This window comes from Nocardia citri (genome assembly GCF_054065835.1).
This window is the reverse complement of sequence record NZ_JBSUQM010000007.1, coordinates 242,598-259,099: the sequence shown is the minus strand read 5'-3', so window position 1 is coordinate 259,099 and position 16,502 is coordinate 242,598. Positions and strand designations below refer to the sequence as shown.

Annotated in this window: 14 protein-coding genes; 4 read left to right on the top strand and 10 right to left on the bottom strand. The window is 67.0% G+C overall.

The window, feature by feature from the left end; translation table 11 throughout:
* Positions 1–88: 88 nt before the first annotated feature.
* The gene (nusA, locus tag ACW2Q0_RS13890; protein ID WP_364392403.1) at positions 89–1,120 is read right to left on the bottom strand and encodes a transcription termination factor NusA; all 1,032 of its coding nucleotides are present in this window, start codon (positions 1,118–1,120) and stop codon (positions 89–91) included.
* Positions 1,117–1,803 carry a ribosome maturation factor RimP gene (gene rimP / locus ACW2Q0_RS13885; RefSeq protein WP_457189956.1) on the bottom strand — a complete coding sequence of 229 codons (687 nt, stop codon included), beginning with the start codon at positions 1,801–1,803 and terminating at the stop codon, positions 1,117–1,119. Before rimP ends, nusA begins: the two co-directional genes overlap by 4 nt.
* 241 nt (positions 1,804–2,044) lie before the next feature.
* Here rimP and ACW2Q0_RS13880 point away from each other — a divergent pair, with 241 nt between their 5' ends.
* Both ACW2Q0_RS13880 and ACW2Q0_RS13875 read left to right on the top strand, forming a co-directional pair.
* Positions 2,045–2,674 carry a hypothetical protein gene (locus ACW2Q0_RS13880; RefSeq protein WP_457189954.1) on the top strand — a complete coding sequence of 210 codons (630 nt, stop codon included), beginning with the start codon at positions 2,045–2,047 and terminating at the stop codon, positions 2,672–2,674.
* A gap of 82 nt (positions 2,675–2,756) precedes the next feature.
* A complete protein-coding gene (locus ACW2Q0_RS13875) occupies positions 2,757–3,191 on the top strand; it encodes a ferritin-like domain-containing protein (RefSeq protein WP_457189952.1) in 435 nt (144 codons plus the stop codon).
* A gap of 118 nt (positions 3,192–3,309) precedes the next feature.
* Here ACW2Q0_RS13875 and ACW2Q0_RS13870 read toward each other — a convergent pair whose 3' ends face one another.
* A complete protein-coding gene (locus tag ACW2Q0_RS13870; protein WP_457189950.1) occupies positions 3,310–5,061 on the bottom strand; it encodes an acyl-CoA dehydrogenase family protein in 1,752 nt (583 codons plus the stop codon).
* 163 nt (positions 5,062–5,224) lie between these two features.
* Positions 5,225–6,979, bottom strand: a complete 1,755-nt coding sequence (locus ACW2Q0_RS13865; RefSeq protein WP_457189948.1) for a proline--tRNA ligase — start codon at positions 6,977–6,979, stop codon at positions 5,225–5,227.
* Positions 6,980–7,183: 204 nt separating this feature from the next.
* Here ACW2Q0_RS13865 and yaaA point away from each other — a divergent pair, with 204 nt between their 5' ends.
* Positions 7,184–7,927 carry a peroxide stress protein YaaA gene (gene yaaA / locus ACW2Q0_RS13860; protein WP_457189946.1) on the top strand — a complete coding sequence of 248 codons (744 nt, stop codon included), beginning with the start codon at positions 7,184–7,186 and terminating at the stop codon, positions 7,925–7,927.
* Positions 7,928–8,331: 404 nt separating this feature from the next.
* On the opposite strand, the gene ACW2Q0_RS13855 is transcribed toward yaaA, so the two are convergent.
* From ACW2Q0_RS13855 to cobA, 3 genes are all read right to left on the bottom strand, one after another.
* Positions 8,332–9,813 (bottom strand): MFS transporter, encoded by a 1,482-nt coding sequence (locus tag ACW2Q0_RS13855; RefSeq protein ID WP_457189944.1) that lies wholly within the window; start codon positions 9,811–9,813, stop codon positions 8,332–8,334.
* Positions 9,814–9,815: 2 nt separating this feature from the next.
* Entirely contained in the window at positions 9,816–11,366 is a 1,551-nt protein-coding gene (locus ACW2Q0_RS13850; protein ID WP_457189942.1) for an MFS transporter, read from the bottom strand.
* Positions 11,367–11,514: 148 nt separating this feature from the next.
* A complete protein-coding gene (gene cobA / locus ACW2Q0_RS13845) occupies positions 11,515–12,774 on the bottom strand; it encodes a uroporphyrinogen-III C-methyltransferase (protein ID WP_457190077.1) in 1,260 nt (419 codons plus the stop codon).
* A gap of 352 nt (positions 12,775–13,126) precedes the next feature.
* Between cobA and ACW2Q0_RS13840 the strand changes: the two genes are divergently transcribed.
* The gene (locus ACW2Q0_RS13840) at positions 13,127–13,591 is read left to right on the top strand and encodes a nucleoside deaminase (protein WP_457189940.1); all 465 of its coding nucleotides are present in this window, start codon (positions 13,127–13,129) and stop codon (positions 13,589–13,591) included.
* 259 nt (positions 13,592–13,850) lie between these two features.
* Here ACW2Q0_RS13840 and ACW2Q0_RS13835 read toward each other — a convergent pair whose 3' ends face one another.
* The 3 genes from ACW2Q0_RS13835 to cobO are packed head-to-tail and all read right to left on the bottom strand — an operon-like array spanning position 13,851 to position 16,462.
* A complete protein-coding gene (locus tag ACW2Q0_RS13835; RefSeq protein WP_457189938.1) occupies positions 13,851–14,246 on the bottom strand; it encodes a cobalamin biosynthesis protein in 396 nt (131 codons plus the stop codon).
* Positions 14,233–15,819, bottom strand: coding sequence for a cobyrinate a,c-diamide synthase (locus ACW2Q0_RS13830; protein ID WP_457189936.1), 1,587 nt, complete (start codon positions 15,817–15,819; stop codon positions 14,233–14,235). The genes ACW2Q0_RS13835 and ACW2Q0_RS13830 overlap by 14 nt, the downstream gene beginning before the upstream one ends.
* A 28-nt stretch (positions 15,820–15,847) precedes the next feature.
* On the bottom strand, positions 15,848–16,462 hold the full coding sequence (gene cobO, locus ACW2Q0_RS13825) for a cob(I)yrinic acid a,c-diamide adenosyltransferase (RefSeq protein WP_457189934.1): 615 nt from the start codon (positions 16,460–16,462) through the stop codon (positions 15,848–15,850).
* Positions 16,463–16,502: the final 40 nt, after the last annotated feature.

Genomic DNA, 16,502 nt, shown 5'->3' with positions numbered 1-16,502 from the left:
TGTACCGCTGTCCCGCTCCGAACACCGAACCCCGCCCCCGTCGAAGTTACGAACCTGTCATCCGGCGAACTCGATTGGCGGGAATCGGTCAACTCCGATGCGCCTCCGTCCGCACACTGCCACTACCCGCATCGGGGGTGGCATCGCTGCGGATATCGATCCGCCAACCGGTCAGCCGGGCCGCCAACCTGGCGTTCTGCCCTTCCTTGCCGATCGCGAGCGAGAGCTGGAAGTCGGGGACGACTACGCGCGCGGCGCGGGCTTCGGGATCCACGATCGTGACAGATACGACTTTCGACGGCGACAGCGCATTCCCGACGAAGGTCGCCGGATCATCCGCGTAATCGATGATGTCGATCTTCTCGCCCGCCAGTTCGCTCATCACATTGCGCACGCGCTGCCCCATCGGGCCGATGCACGCGCCCTTGGCATTGACGCCGGGCACGGTGGTGCGCACCGCGATCTTGGAGCGGTGTCCGGCCTCGCGGGCGACCGCGACGATCTCCACCGAGCCGTCGGCGATCTCGGGCACCTCGAGTGCGAACAGTCGGCGCACCAGATTCGGATGAGTGCGCGAGAGAGTGATCTGCGGGCCGCGCGGGCCGCGGGAGACGCCGACGACGTAGCACTTGATCCGGTCGCCGTGCTCGTAGCTCTCGCCCGGGACCTGCTCGGCGGGCGGGATCAGGCCCTCGGTGCCGTGCAGTTCGCTGCCGATGCGCACCACCACGGTGCCGCGGGCATTGGCGCGGGCATCGCGCTGCACCACACCGCCGACGATGTCACCCTCGTGCGTGGAGAACTCGCCGAAGGACTTCTCGTTCTCGGCATCACGCAGCCGCTGCAGCACCACCTGACGCGCCGTGGTCGCCGCGATGCGGCCGAAACCCTCCGGGGTGTCATCCCATTCGGAGATCACATTGCCGTCGACGTCGAGCTCGCGGGCCATCACCCGGACCACGCCGGTCTTCTGATTGATATCGATGCGCGCGTTGGGCTGGTGCCCCTCGGTATGGCGGTAGGCCGTGAGCAGTGCCGACTCGATCGCGGAGATCACGGTCTCGATCGAGATCCCCTTATCGGCGACAATCGCGCGCAGGGCTTCGATTTCGATGTTCATTCCACGATCCCTTCGGTCGGCGCATCGGACGCTGCTATTGATTCGGTTGGTACATCGGATTCGGTTGGTACATCGGTAGTTCCCCGGACATCGGCGGTGGGGTCCACCGCTTCCTCCTGCCCCGGCCGCGGACGACCAGGCGCGACTCCGCCCGCGAGTTCCAGTTCCCGCGCACCGGGCGGGTTGAATTCCACCTGGACGACGGCCTCGGCGATATCGGCCAGCGCAACGATCACCCGGTGCGGCTCGGTCTTCCCGCCGAGCACCAGCGCGACCGTGTCATCGGTGAGGACACCGACCCTGGCCTCGAACTTGTCCGATGACTTCGGATCCGGCGATGCCGCGCCGGTGCGCAGTGTGATCCGCACCTTACGGCCCTGGGCGCGGCGCCAGTGGCGGGCGGCGGTGAGCGGGCGGTCGATGCCGGGGCTGGTCACCTCGAGCAGATAGGGCGTCTCACCGAAATCACCCGCAGTGTCGAGGGCCTCGGATAGCTCCCCGCTCAGTTCGGCAATGGTATCGAGATCGGAAGCGGAATCGCTGTCGACGATTACCTGCACCCGAGTCTGGGCATCCACATGCTTGCTCGCCGTCGAGATCTCGACACCCTCGAGGTCGAATCCTCGGCGCTCGACGAGCCCAGCAACGAGCTGGCTCACCCTTTCCTCGGTCGGCATGGGCATGTGGGGCGGCTCCTGGTTCAGTTGTCAGACGGCTGTTCTTTCGAGCGACATGCAAGCGGTCACTACGGAAAAATTTCTCTACCGAAGATCTAGCGTAACGCGCTCCGAGAGTGTAATGGACCAGCGGCCTCGAGCAAGTTTCCTGGCCACGCGCCCGCGACACGGCGCGCCGGGTATCGCATCTACCGCGCGCGGTAGATGCCCAGTCGGAGGTGTCGCGCGAATCTGGCACGATGGTGCCGTGCCCATCCGCCTTCCCGCCCCGCCGCGCGCCGGGTGCACTTCCGGCATCCCCATCGACCGGCACCAATCCCAGCACGGCAGCGCCGGCGTCGGTCGCACCAGCATCGTCGACCGCCGCACCGCACTGCGGCTCGCCGGCGGTACGACCGTGGGTGCGCTGGCCATCGGCGCGGTAACCGGATGCACGGACAAGACCGTGTATCAGCCCGATCCGCTTGCCGCACAGGAAATCTTGGCACGCGCCGATGCCGCGGCCGCGACGGCGGCGATCGCGGTCACGCCGCAGCGACATGCCGAATTGACCGTGATCGCGGACGAACGCACCGCACACGCGGATGCGTTGCGTGCCGAAATCAACCGGGTGATCGGCGTTTACGGCGACGGCACCACCCCGGCGCACCGCACCCGCGAACTCACCCCCGCGCCCGCTTCGGGCACCTCCTCCGCGGCATCGGGCGCGTCCGCATCACCAACCACACCGCCGAGCATCGACGAGTTGCGCACGCGGCTGGCCAAGTCGCAGCAGACCGCGGGTGATCTCGCCCGCACCCAATCCGGTTATCGCGCAGGGCTATTGGCCTCGATCAGCGCATCGTGCGCGGCACAGGCGGGGGTGTTGCTGGCATGAGCCGTGCCGCCGCGACCGACCTCGCCCGCCGACCTGCGCCTATCATGCGCGCGGTGAGACTCACCCAGACCGGGGTGCGCGCATGACCGAAACCGAACGCCAGGCCCTGCTCGACGCCTTGCGCGCCGAATACGCGGCCGTGTACGCCTACGGCGTGATCGCGGCCTATGCATCCGCCGAGCGAGCCCGTGTGGTCGCGCAGGACACCGCATCGCACCGGGCCCGCCGCGATGCCACCATAGATGCGTTGAAGGCATCCGGAATCGCGGTGCCGCCACCGGATGCGGCTTACACGACCCCGGTGCCGGTGAACGATCCGATCCGGTCGGCGAACCTGGCCGTCACGGTGGAAACCGATACCGCCGTCGCCTGGCGCGCGGTCGTCGAGAACGGCAACTCCGAAACCCTGCGCCGGATAGGCATCGACGCCCTCACCGAATGCGCCGTGCGCCTGGCCACCTGGCAAGCCATTCTCGGCGCCAACCCGCCGACCGTCGCGTTCCCAGGCAAGGCATAACCGCACCCCACGCATGCTCGGTGCGCCCCGCACCTTTCAGCGCACCAAGCACTCTTTCATCAGCGAATTCGTGCGCGGCGCGCCGATTCGCGCGCAGCGGTGGTGGATGCGAGCGTGGCTACGGGCGCATTTGGTAGGCGCCGTCGTAGGCGGCGACTTCGGACCAGACGCGGTCGAAGCGGGGGCGGTCGGCAACCGGCGGACGCAAGGCGGAGGCGGCCCAGGCCTGCTGGTCGGGGGTGGCGGAGGGCTTGCCGTAGAGGGTGGTGGCGTGGCCGTTGAAGTCGCGGATCTGGAAGTCGAAGATCTGCTCGATGATGTCGCGGTCCAGCCCGGTGATCGCGGCCTGCTCCAGAATCAGCTGGCCGTAGACCACCAGTGCGAACAGATGGCCGATAGTCAGCATGAAGTCCAGGTCCCGCTGCTGGTCGGCATCGGGTGCGGCCGTGGTCAGCAGGGTGCGCAGGGCCTGGGCCTGTTCGTAGAAGCGCGCGACATTCGGTAGGTCGACGTGCTTTTCGTACACCGGGGTCCACTCGGCGAACTGCACCTTGCCCGCGCCTCGGGCCGGACCCTGCCGGAAGAAGAACTCGTCGTCGGCCGCATCGAGGCGGGTGCCGGTCTCCGGGTAGTCCTTCGGATTGAACAGATAGTTCGGCATGAACTTCAGGATCTGGCCGACATTGACGTGCACGGTGCCCTCGAGCCGCGGCAGCGTGCCGATGTAGCGGGCGGCCTGCGCGAAGTAGGTGTTCTTCTCGAATCCCTTGGCGGCCAGCACATCCAGCAGCAGGGTCATGACGGTCTCGCCCTCGGAGGTCACCTTGGACTTGGTCATCGGGTTGAACAGCAGATAGCGGCGGTCCTGCAGGCTCGCACTGCGGAAGTAGTCGACGGCGCGGTCGCTGAACAGCTTCATCGCGACGATGCGCGCGTAGGCGTCCACGAAATTCGTACGCACATGCGGGAATTCGGTAACGGCCTGACCGTAGAGTATGCGGTTGTCGGAGTGCGTGATCGCCTCGTAGAACGAGTGCTCGACCATGCCGATGCTGCCGTGGCACAGGTTGAACTTGCCGACATTGACGGTGTTCAGCGCGGCGGAGAAGGCCTCGGGACCGGTGGACAGGATGTCGGCGGCGGTCACCGGGTAGTCGTGCAGCGCGAAGGTGCTCACGTACAGCTGACCGTGGATGACATTGTCGATGAGCTCGTAGTTGTCGTGGCGGCTGTCGGCGGCGAACCACACGTAGCCGTCCGCGCCGCCGATATCGGCGCGGCGGGAGAAGATCGACACCATCGATGCGACATTGCCATTGCCGATGTAGTACTTGCCACCATTGGCGCGGAACAGGATCCCGGCATCGGCATCCGCACTGCCCGGCTCGGTCGGCGTCAGGATCAGGTCGGTGTTGTAGATATCGGCACCGTGGTCGCGCTCGGACAGACCGAACGCCATCACCTGACCGTCCGCGAGATCGGCGGCGGCGCGCTTCTTGGCGTCCTCGTTATCGCTCTGCCAGATCGGGCCGAGTCCCAGGATGGTGACCTGCTCGGCGTACCAGTAGGCGAGACCGTAGAAGCCGAAGATCTCCGACAGCGCCGCATTGCGGGCACCGTCCCACCGACGGTTGGCGTCACCGTCGGCATAGGCGGCCGGGGTCAGGAAGGTCGCGAACAGCCGCTCCCGCTTGACGAATTCGAGGAAGTCCGACACCCACACCGCCGCCGCATCATCGGCCAGCAGCTGCCGTTTGCCCCGCGACTCGAACCACTCGATGGTGGCCCGCAGCAGCCGCCGCGTCTCGGCGTCGAACTGCCGCGGGTCGTACGTGTTGGGGTTGAACAACAACGCGTCGCTGTTCGTCATGCCGCTAACTTACCAGCCGGTAACAGTAGCCAGGAGCGGGTCCGCGATAACCGCCGGCCACGAATCGTGCCTACCGGACCGTAGGTCCGGCCGAACCCACGATGCCCGGCCGACTCGGCTGCAGTGCCGGAGTCGCCCGGGCTTCGCTCTCGGGTATACGGGCCTAATGCCCGGCGCGGACCTGCGCAAGCACCGATTCGACCACCGAGTCGGCCGGGACCTCGGTGGACTCACCGGTGAAACGATCGCGGATTTCGACCTTGCCCTCGGCCCAGCCGCGGCCGACGACCACGACCAGCGGGACACCGATCAGCTCGGAATCCTTGAACTTCACTCCGGGCGAGGCCTTGCGGTCGTCGAGGACCACATCGAGCCCCGCCGAATCCAGCAGCGCCGCCACCTGCTCGCCGCCCGCACGCGAGGAGTCGTCCTTGTTCGCGATCACCACGTGCACGTCGAACGGCGCGACTTCGCGCGGCCAGCGCAGGCCCTTCTCGTCATGCTGCTGTTCGGCGATTACCGCGACCATGCGGGAGACGCCGATGCCGTAGGAGCCCATGGTGAGCCGCACCGGCTTGCCGTTCTCGCCGAGCACATCGACCTCGAACGCGTCGGTGTACTTATTGCCGAGCTGGAAGATATGGCCGATCTCGATGCCGCGCGCGGACACCAGGACGCCACGCCCGTCGGGTGAAGGATCACCGTCACGCACCTCGGCGGCCTCGATGGTGCCGTCAGGGGTGAAATCGCGGCCCACAGCCAGGCCGACGACATGCTTGCCAGGCTCGTCGGCACCGGTGATCCAGCTGGTTCCGGTGCCGATGCGCGGATCGACCAGGTAACGAACACCATTGGCCTGCAATGCCTTCGGACCGATGTAGCCCTTGACCAGGAACGGGTTGGCGGCGAAATCGGCCTCGGTGAGCAGTTCCACCTCGGCGGGCTCGACGGCGGCGCCGAGGCGCTTGTCGTCGACCTCGCGGTCGCCCGGAATGCCGATACCGAGCAATTCGGTCTTGCCGTCCGGGTGACGCAGCTTGACCATGATGTTCTTCAGGGTGTCGGCCGCGGTGACGGGGCGATCGTAGATGCCCGCGCTGTTCGCCCAATCCACCAGCGTCGCGATGGTCGGCGTGTTCGGGGTGTCGTGCATGACGGCCGCGGGCAGGCCCTCGATGGGCTGCGGTTCGGCAGCGGGCGTGACCACCGCTTCCACATTCGCGGCATAGCCGGACTCCCGGCACACCACATACGTGTCCTCACCGACCGGGCTGTCCGCGAGGAATTCCTCCGACGCGCTACCGCCCATCGCACCCGAGGTGGCCGCGACGATGACGTATTCGACCCTGAGCCGGTCGAAGATGCGCTGGTAGGCCTCGCGGTGCGCGTTGTAGCTGGCCTCGAGGCCGTCCTCGTCGAGATCGAAGGAGTAGGAGTCCTTCATGATGAATTCGCGCCCACGCAGGATGCCCGCGCGGGGACGCTCCTCATCGCGGTATTTGGTCTGGATCTGGTACAGCGTGACCGGGAGATCCTTGTACGAGCTGTATTCACCCTTCACGGTGAGCGCGAAAAGCTCCTCGTGCGTTGGCCCGAGCAGATAGTCCGCGCCCTTGCGGTCCTGCAGCCGGAACAGGCCGTCGCCGTATTCGGTCCACCGGTTGGTGGTCTCGTACGGCTCGCGCGGCAGCAGCGCGGGCAGCGAGATCTCCTGCGCGCCGATGGCGTTCATCTCTTCCCGCACGATCCGCTCGACCCGCCGCAGCACCCGCAGGCCGAGCGGCAGCCACGAGTACACGCCAGGGGCGATGCGCCGCACATATCCGGCGCGCACGAGGAGTTTGTGACTGGGCACCTCGGCGTCGGCGGGATCGTCGCGCAGGGTACGCAGGAACAGGTGGGAGAGGCGGGTGATCACGGAACCACAGGGTAGTCGCTGGCCGGGCGATCTCCGCAAGGCATTAGCCCCTTTCGGCGTGAGCGGGGTCTGTCCGTGGTCGCGCGACCTATCCGCCTCCGAGCCCGCACCGCGCCTCGTGGGCGCTCGGCTCTGTCGTGCGCGATTGCGCGCGGTGTCGATGGTTCACCGGCCGAGTTCGCTCACGCGGTACCGTATCCGCTCGTGCTGGTGCTGCTGCCCCCTTCCGAAACCAAGTCCGATGGCGGAACCGAAGTGCCGCTGGAGCTGGAGTCACTGGCGATGCCGCAGCTCACGGCAGTGCGCGACCGGCTCGTGAGCGAGGTCGTCGCACTGGCCGCCGATCCGGAGGCCGCCCGTGCGGTGCTCGGCCTCGGCAAGGGGGCCGACAGCGAGATCGCGCGCAATGCGAACGTGCGCACGTCAGCTACCCGGCCCGCGCTGGAACGCTATACCGGCGTGCTCTACGACGCCCTGGATGCCCGTTCCTTCACCAAGGTCCAGCGTGCCAAGGCCTATGCCCGTCTCGGCATCGGCTCCGCCCTGTTCGGCGCCGTCCGCGCCGATGATCACATCCCCGCCTACCGGCTCTCCGGCGGTACCAAACTCCCGGGCCTCCCGACGCTTTCCGCCATCTGGCGCGATGTCCTGCCCGACGCCCTGGTCGCCGAGGCCGGCGGTGAACTCGTCATCGACCTGCGCTCGGGCACCTACCAGCAGCTCGGCCGCATCCCCGGCGCCATTACCGCCAACGTCCTCACCGAACATCCCGACGGCTCCCGAACCGTGGTGAGCCACTTCAACAAACACCACAAGGGCCTCCTCGCCCGCGCCCTCGTCCTCACCCGCGCCGACCCCACCGACATCCGCGCCGTAGCCCGCATCGCCACCAAATCCGGCCTGCGCACCGAAATAGCCTCCCCCACCGAACTCCTCATCATCACCTGAGCTGTCGCATAGCCACTGGCAACCTCACACAACCCATCGAGCCTGTTGCCGAATTGTCGCGGATTTTGGCCGTCACTCCTCGGCGACAGTCATAGTTTTCTTACATGGGGTGATCTGCTGTTCTCCACCACGGTGGATCGCCAGCAGGGCAAAACCTCGCCCGTGATCCGCGCATCACGGTGATGATCAATCCGCCGGACAATCCGTACGTGTACGCGGAGATTCGCGGCACCGAAACGATCACCCCCGATCCCGACAAGACGCTGCCGGACAAGCTGTCGCAGCACTACACCGGGCTGCCGTACGTCGAATTCAACCCCGCCTCGGTCAATGACGGACCCCGCGTGATCGTCCGCCCCGCGCAAGGTCGCCGGTCGCTTGTGAGTTCGCGGCGGGGCCGGGATTCAGCCCTGCTCGGCCTCTTCCCGCGCATGCTGCGCCTGCCCGACCTCGGCCGCCGTATAGCGCAATGTCAGTGCCACCATTCCCACCACGAGTGCACCGATGGCGGTGATGAAAAGCACCAGCGTGTAACCACTTCCGAGCGCATCCAACTCCGCGGGCGTCAGATCGGTGGGCTTACCCGTGCGGCCGCCGAGGGCGAGCGTGCGGGATGCGGCGACCGGCGCGAGCAGACCGATCGCGAAGGGGGTGCCCAGGTTCATGAACATCTGGCCGACCGCGGTGAGCGGTCCGATATTCGTCGGAGCCACACCGACCAATACGCACAGCGGGATGATCACCGCGGCGACACCGATGCCGAAACCGATCATGATGAACAGCCCCACCAGGGTCGGCCAATACGGCACGCCCCGTTGGAGCGTCGAGCCGAACAGCAGCCCGACGACGAGAATTGCCGCGGCGCCGCTCAACAGCCAGCGCGGCGCGACCGTCATCACTAGGTGCGAAGCCGTGGCTGTGCCCATACCGGCGCCGATGGTGAACGGGATGAATGCGACCCCGGCGACCAGCGGGCTGTAGCCGACGACATTCTGCACGAACAGTCCCGCGAAATAGGTGGTCGCGGCCAGCACGCCACTGGCCAGGAAGATGGCGCCGAAGGTGGCGACCCGATCGCGCTTGTCGAAAAGCGACCACGGCAGCAGCGGGTTGTGCACCCATCGTTCGGCGACGACGAAGAGGATCAACAACACCAGACCGGCGACGATAGACCCGATGATGACCGGACTGTCCCAGCCGAATGCGGGCCCTTCGGTGGCCGCGAACACCAGAGCCGCGCAAGCGAGGGTGCCGAGTACGGCCCCGCGCACATCCAGGGATAGCCGGTGGTGGGTGGTGTCGCGCAGCCGCAGCACCGCACCCGACAGGATCAACGCACCGATCGGCACATTGATCAGGAAGATCCACCGCCAGCTCACCTCGGTGAGCGCGCCGCCGATAACCAGTCCGCCGACCGAGCCGACCGCCATCATGGAGCCGAAGATCGCGATCGCCTGATTGCGCACCCGCCCAGGTGCGAAAGTGGTCGCTACCAGGGCAAGCGCGGTCGGGGCCGCGAGCGCGGCGCCGGTGCCCTGGATGGCGCGGGCCGCGATCAGCATGCCCTCGTTCTGGGCGAGTCCACACAGCAGCGAGGCCAGCGTGAACAGTGCGACGCCCACGATGAACATACGTTTGCGGCCGAAAGCGTCGCCGATCCGGCCGCCGAGCAACATCAAACCCGCGAACGGCAGACCGTATGCGGTGACCATCCACGCGCTACCGGAACTCGATAACGCCAGTTCCTCCTGTAGCCGGGGCAGCGCGAGAATCACCACAGTGCCATCGAGCACGACCATCAACTGCAGGCCGCTCAGCACCAGGATCGCGAGGCCGAAGGCCCGCCGCGTCACCGGATACGGCTTCGTAGCGGGATTGTCTGGCACAGTTAGCCACTGTAGTCAGAGCGACGGATGATGGGCAGCGGCCCCGTCCGTGGCACCACGGGCATGGAGCCGGTCCGCTGCGATTCCTCCTGGGCGTGCTGTGCCTCCGCGAGTTGTCTCGGCGTATAACGCAATGTCAACGCGACGAAGCCCGCCAAGACCGCGACCAGCGAGCAGACCGCGAGCACCAGCGTGTACCCACTGCCGAGCGCGAAGATCTCGGCCTCGTTCATATCCGCCGCCTTACCGGTGCGCCCGCCCATCGACATGGTGCGCGATGCTGCGATGGGAGTGAGCAGACCGATGAATACCGGTGTCGCGAGGTTCATGAACATTTGCCCGACCGCGGACAGCGGGCCGATATCGGATGGCGGCACGCCGACGAGCACGCACAGCGGTGCGAGCACCATGGCCACGCCGACACCGAAGCCGATCACGACCAACAGCGGCAGCAGGGTGGTCAGGTAGTTCACGTGGCCGTCGAGCTGCGAGCCGACCAGCAGTCCGGCCGCCAGCTCGAATGCCGCACCGCACAGCAGCCAGCGCGGCGCGACGATCAGCGCCGCCTTGGAGGCCAGCGCGCCGCCGATGCCGATGCCGATGGTGAACGGAATCGATGCGATTCCCGCGACCAACGGTCCGTAGCCGAGCACATTCTGCAGGAATTGGGCGACGAAGAAGGTCATCGCGCCGAGCACGCCACCGGCCAGGAAGATCAGCAGGAAGGTGGTGACCCGATCACGGCTGTCGAACAGCGACAACGGCAGCAGCGGACCGTCGACGGTCCGCTCGACGGCCACGAAGACGAGCAGCAGCACTGCCCCCGCGACCAGCGCACCGATTACGGCCGGATTGCCCCAACCCAGCTCCGGTCCCTCGGTCGCACCGAACACGATCGATGCGCAGGCCAGAGTGCCGAGCACCGCGCCGCGGATATCGAGTGCGGATCGGTGGTGTTCGGTATCCGCGAGCTGGGACAGCGCACCGAGGATGATCAGAACTCCGATGGGCACATTGATCAGGAAGATCCACCGCCAGGACAGCTGGGTCAGCGCACCACCGACCACCAGACCGCCCACGGAGCCGATACCGACCATCGAGCCGACGATCGCGATCGCCTGGTTGCGCGCCTTTCCGGGCGCGAAAGTCGTTGCCACCAGCGCGAATGCCGTGGGCGCCGCGACTGCCGCACCCGCGCCCTGCACGGCGCGGGCCGCGATAAGCATGGCCTGACTCTGCGCCAACCCACACATCAGCGAGGCGAGTGTGAACATCGCGACGCCGAGCATCAGCATCGGTTTGCGACCGAACACATCACCGAGTCGGCCGCCGAGCAGCATCAAGCCCGCGAAGGTCAGGCCGTAGGAAGTGACGGTCCACGCGCCGCCCGCGCTTGTCATGCCCATTTCCGCTTGCAGCCTGGGCAGCGCGAAGATGACCACGGTGCCATCGAGCACAACCATCAGCTGCAGTCCGCTCAATACGAGAATCGCGAGCCCGAAGGCCCGCTGCGTCACCGGGTACTGCACCTTCGCGGGGGGATTATCGAGCACGGTGAGCCACTGTAATTGATCCGGAACCCCGGTCTCCGATCCCGCGGGTACGATTCACGCACTCATAGCGAAAATCACTGAGCGGTTGTGACACCGTCGAGTTGCGGGAGCCGCGTGGCTGCGCAGGCTCACCCACCGTGCGGAGGCGTTATCCAGCGGATGACTCGGCTTGCGGTTCGGCGGCTTCAACGGAGAAGCCCGCAGTGGGACCGATCACCACGATCGCGGGCGGCCGGATGCCTTCCTCGCGCACACGCGCGGCGACGGTGCCGAGGTCGGCGCGCAGCACGCGTTGGGTACGCAGGGTGCCCTCCTGGATCACCGTCGCGGGCGTGTCGGCGGGACGGCCACCCTCGATGAGAGCGGTGGCGAATTGTTCGATGCGCTCGACCGCCATCATGAGCACTATCGTGCCGCGCAGGCGCGCCAGGGCGGGCCAGTCGACGAGGGAATCCGGGTGATCGGGTGCGACGTGGCCGCTGACCACCACGAATTCATGGGTGACGCCGCGATGGGTCACCGGAATGCCGGCGGCGGCGGGGACGGAGATGGGGCTGGTGATGCCGGGCACCACGGTCACCGCAATGCCCGCATCGACGCAGGCCTCGAGCTCCTCGAAGCCGCGCCCGAATACGTAGGGGTCGCCGCCTTTGAGCCGCACCACGAATTTGCCTGCCTTGGCGCCCTCGATCAGCGCGGAATTGATCGCCTCCTGCGCCATCGCCCGGCCGTACGGGATCTTGGCCGCATCGATCACCTCGACGTCCGGGCCGAGTTCGGCCAGCAGCTCCGGTGGTGCGAGCCGGTCAGCGACAACGAGATTCGCGCGGGCCAGCAGACGACGGCCGCGCACCGTGATCAGATCCGGATCGCCGGGACCGCCACCGACCAGCGCGACCCCCGGGGTGATCGGTGTCGAATCATCGGTCACCACACCCGATTGCAGCGCCTCGAGAAGTGCGTTGCGCACGGCCGCGGACCGCCGATGCTGACCGCCGGCCAGTACGCCGAGTGTGAGGCCGTCGTGCCGAGCGGTCGCCGGAGTTACCGCAGTGCCCAGCCGAGCCACATCGGCGCGCACACAGAAGATCCGGCGCCGCGTGGCCTCCTCGACAACGGCCGCATTGGTCTCGGGTTCGTCGGTGCACGCGATCGCATACCAGGCACCGTCCAGATCACCGTCGACGTAGGCGCGCAAGGCCAGCGTGAGTTGCCCAGACGTGGCCATTCCCTCCACTGCCGGCGTGACTTCGCGACTGACGACATGCACATCCGCCCCGGCGGCGATCAATAGCCCGAGCCTGCGCTGCGCCACCGTCCCGCCGCCGATCACGACCACACGCCGTCGGTGCAGATCGAGCCCGACCAGATAGTTCGGATCATTCGCGGGATAGCCGGAAGGGTCGATTCCCGGCTGGTCATCGGTGGGTACAGACGTGTTCGGCACAGTGTTCGAGACTACGTCCTGGGTGCGCCTCCCCAGCAATCACCCGCCACGCGGGCGCGATGACGGACGCTGTGCCGGTCGTCGATCCGGGCGGACGGCCTCCCCCTAGGTCGGCCCGTCGATCGCGGAGGTCGGGCGCCGGTATCGGTAGTGCTGATCGAGTGGTCCAGGACCGGCGAACTACGCGGCGACCCCGACGCGCGCAGCGCATCATTCGTCCACGGGCATCGGCGCATCTCTCGACCAGCGCCGTCGATCGACGCTGCGGGCAACCTAGGTTGCGGTGGTCGCCGGTTGGCGGCAGGTTGGAGCCATGACGCGTGCGATATCGGCGGGGCAACTGCTAGAGGTGGCTTACGACGAGGCGCTGTTGGGCCGGGCCGAAGGCGGGATTCCGATCGGCGCGGCCCTGTTCACAGCCGATGGGACCCTGCTCGGACGCGGGCACAACCGACGAGTCCAGTCCGGGGATCCCAGCATGCACGCCGAAACCGATGCGTTCCGCAATGCGGGCCGCCGCCGCGACTACGGCTCGACCATCATGGTGACCACCTTGTCACCGTGCTGGTACTGCAGCGGGCTGGTGCGCCAGTTCGGGATCGGCGCGGTGATCATCGGGGAAGCGCAGACCTTCTACGGCGGGCACGACTGGCTGGCCGAGCACGGGGTCGCGGTGACCGTGCTCGACGACCGGCGCTGCACCGACCTGATGACCGAATTCATCGCCGACCAACCGTCGCTCTGGCACGAAGATATCGGGGTCGCGGAGGAAAGTTGATCATGCTGTCGGACAACGGATTTCAGCGGAAGTACGGATAGTCCCGCACCCAGTCGAACCCACGGCCCACGACTGTTCGGATCGACCTGCGGCAAGGTGAGGGTCACCGGCCGACCGTTCAACCATCCGTTCGGCGTAAGCGGCTGCCGGATCTGCGGCCGGTCATCGATCCGGTCGATATTCCCTACTCGCCGTCGCTTCTTCACCGTCGACCCGCTGTCCCTGCCGATCGACCTGGGAACGGTTTCGCAGACTCTTGTTACGTCAGTGGTGATTTCGCGAGCGCGGCCGCGATCACTATGCCGTCGACAGTCCGCTTGGGAATTACGAGCGGACCGTCGGCGGCCAGCAGCGCGGCCGCCTCGGCGACACTGGCGGTGCCGAGGGCGTCCGCGGTGCGGGCAGCGGGATTCGGTACGTCGACTTGCCCGAGTTCGGCCGCGGTGAAGCTGCGGACCGAGACGCCCAAACCAGCGGCGGCACTACGAAGACCGAGTTCCCCGGCGCGCCGATCGATGGTCGCGAGGCCGGCAATAGACCTGTCGTCCAGCACTTCTCGCAGCGCGGCCAGGATCCGTTCGCTCGATGTGCCCGGTCGAAACCCGAGGCCGACGATGCACATCGGCACGTCGGTCGAGGTGTCAGATGGCGGCACGGGAGCGGGCGTATTCGGTGGCAGCGGCGACGAAACAGCTTGTGGCTCTGGGGTTTCCGGCGGGATGGGTGTGGAGGTAGGAGGCGTGGACGCGGTGCGGGAGAGCGCCCTCGAGGATGCGCTCGCCTGCGATATGCCAGCCCCAGGCGGGGGTGTCGGCGCCCGTGGCGACAAGGCGGGTGCGGTGGAATTCGTGGCCGCGCACCCGTTCGCCCATGCGCCACAACGCGGAATCGGCCAGCGCCACCGCATCTCGATAGCCGAGGGTCAGCCGGGGACCGAATTCGGCCGTCGCATCGACCACACCCGCCATCGGGTGGCCATCCAGCGAGCGGCTGAGATACAGCAATCCAGCACATTCGGCGTGCACCGGTAGACCCGAGCGGGCCTGCTCTGCGACCTGCGCCAACAGCCGATCATTGGCGGCCAGCGCCGATGCGTGCTCCTCCGGAAAACCACCTGGCAACACCAAACCGGCTGTCCCCGTGGGAAGTTCATCACGCATCGGATCGAAGACCACGACCCGCGCCCCGGCAGCCTCCAACAGCTCCCGATGCTCCGCGTACCCGAACGTGAACGCCGGCCCGCCGGCTATGGCAATTACGGGACCGAGCCCGGCCTCCGTAGCCTCACCCAGCACCACGGGGCCTCGTGCGGTCGTCGAGGTCGACATCCTCGCACGCTCCGAGGCCACATCGGTTGCACGCGCTGCTCCGCCAATGCCCACAGCAACTACACCGGCGGCACCGCCACTGGCGTGGGCATTCGAATGATTCGCGCTGTCCACGCTTGCCGAGCTGTCCACCGACGCCGAGTCCGCGGTTTCGCGGATCGCGGTTGCCGGATCCCAGGCCGGGGCCGTGCCGGTCGATCGGGCGAGGCGGGCAACGGCGGAAAGGTCGACGTGGGCGGCCACCAGGTCGGTCATCGCTTCGACGGCGGTGGTGGCGGCGGTGCCGTGTTCGACGGCGGGGATGAGGCCGAGGTGGCGGGAGGGAACCTCGAGTTCGGCCAGGCGTGGCAGTGATCCGAGCACCGGGAGCCCGACTCGATCGCAGGCGGCGCGCAGCACTTGGTCGTGGCGTTCGCTGCCGACGCGGTTGAGGATGACACCACCCAGGCGGATCGCGGTATCGAAGGTGGCGAAGCCGTGCAGCAATGCGGCCAGACTCTGGCTGTGTCCGCGCGCATCGACCACCAAAATCACTGGGGCGCCGAGCAATCCGGCCACCTGCGCGGTCGACCCCTCGGCGATCGGCGCGGTGTGGTTCTCGTCGATGCGGCCGTCGAACAAGCCCATGACGCCCTCGACCACCGCCAGATCACACCCCTGGGCACCGTGGCGGTACAGCGGAACAACACGCTCCGCGCCGACCAGCACCGGATCGAGATTGCGACCGGGCCGCCCAGCCGCCAAGCCGTGATATCCGGGATCGATATAGTCCGGCCCTACCTTGAACGGCGCCACCCGATGCCCGGCCCGCCGCAGCGCCCCGATCAAACCGGTCGCCAGCGTCGTTTTACCACTTCCCGAAGCGGGCGCGGCGATCACCACCGCCGCAACACCACTCACGACTGCGCCTCGCTGACACTCGGTACGATCACCATTCGATGCCTCGCTGGCCTTTGCGGCCTGCGTCCATGGGATGTTTGACCTTGGTCATTTCGGTGACTAGGTCGGCAACGTCCAATAGGGCCCCGGGGGCATCACGGCCGGTGATGACCACATGCTGATTGCCGGGGCGGTTGCGGAGAGTTGCGACGACCTCGTCGACGTCGACCCAGCCCCATTTGAGGGGGTAGGTGAATTCGTCGAGGACGTAGAAGCGGTGTTGTTCGGCCTGGAGCCTGCGCGCGATCTCGCGCCAACCGGCCAGTGCGGCGGCGGCATGGTCTTCATCGGTGCTCTGTTTGCGGGTCCAGGACCAACCCTCGCCCATCTTGTGCCATTCGACCGGCCCGCCGATACCGGATTCGTCGTGCAGGCGGCCGAGACCGCGAAAAGCCGCCTCCTCCCCCACCTTCCACTTGGCGCTCTTGACGAACTGGAATACCGCGATATCGAATCCCTGATTCCACGCCCGCAACGCCATCCCGAACGCGGCCGTCGACTTCCCCTTGCCCGGCCCGGTATGCACGGCGAGCACCGGCAGATTCCGCCGCTGCCGCGTGGTCAGCCCATCATCCGGAACCGTCTCCGGCACACCCTTAGGCATCGAAACTCCTTGGTAGCACGTCTATCTGAAATTCCACGTC

Excerpts from the sequence above, each read along its gene's own strand:
- nusA (WP_364392403.1), bottom strand. The coding sequence starts at position 1,120 with ATGAACATCGAAATCGAAGCCCTGCGCGCGATTGTCGCCGATAAGGGG.
- rimP (WP_457189956.1), bottom strand. The coding sequence starts at position 1,803 with ATGCCCATGCCGACCGAGGAAAGGGTGAGCCAGCTCGTTGCTGGGCTC.
- ACW2Q0_RS13875 (WP_457189952.1), top strand. The coding sequence starts at position 2,757 with ATGACCGAAACCGAACGCCAGGCCCTGCTCGACGCCTTGCGCGCCGAA.
- ACW2Q0_RS13870 (WP_457189950.1), bottom strand. The coding sequence starts at position 5,061 with ATGACGAACAGCGACGCGTTGTTGTTCAACCCCAACACGTACGACCCG.
- ACW2Q0_RS13840 (WP_457189940.1), top strand. The coding sequence starts at position 13,127 with ATGACGCGTGCGATATCGGCGGGGCAACTGCTAGAGGTGGCTTACGAC.
- cobO (WP_457189934.1), bottom strand. The coding sequence starts at position 16,462 with ATGCCTAAGGGTGTGCCGGAGACGGTTCCGGATGATGGGCTGACCACG.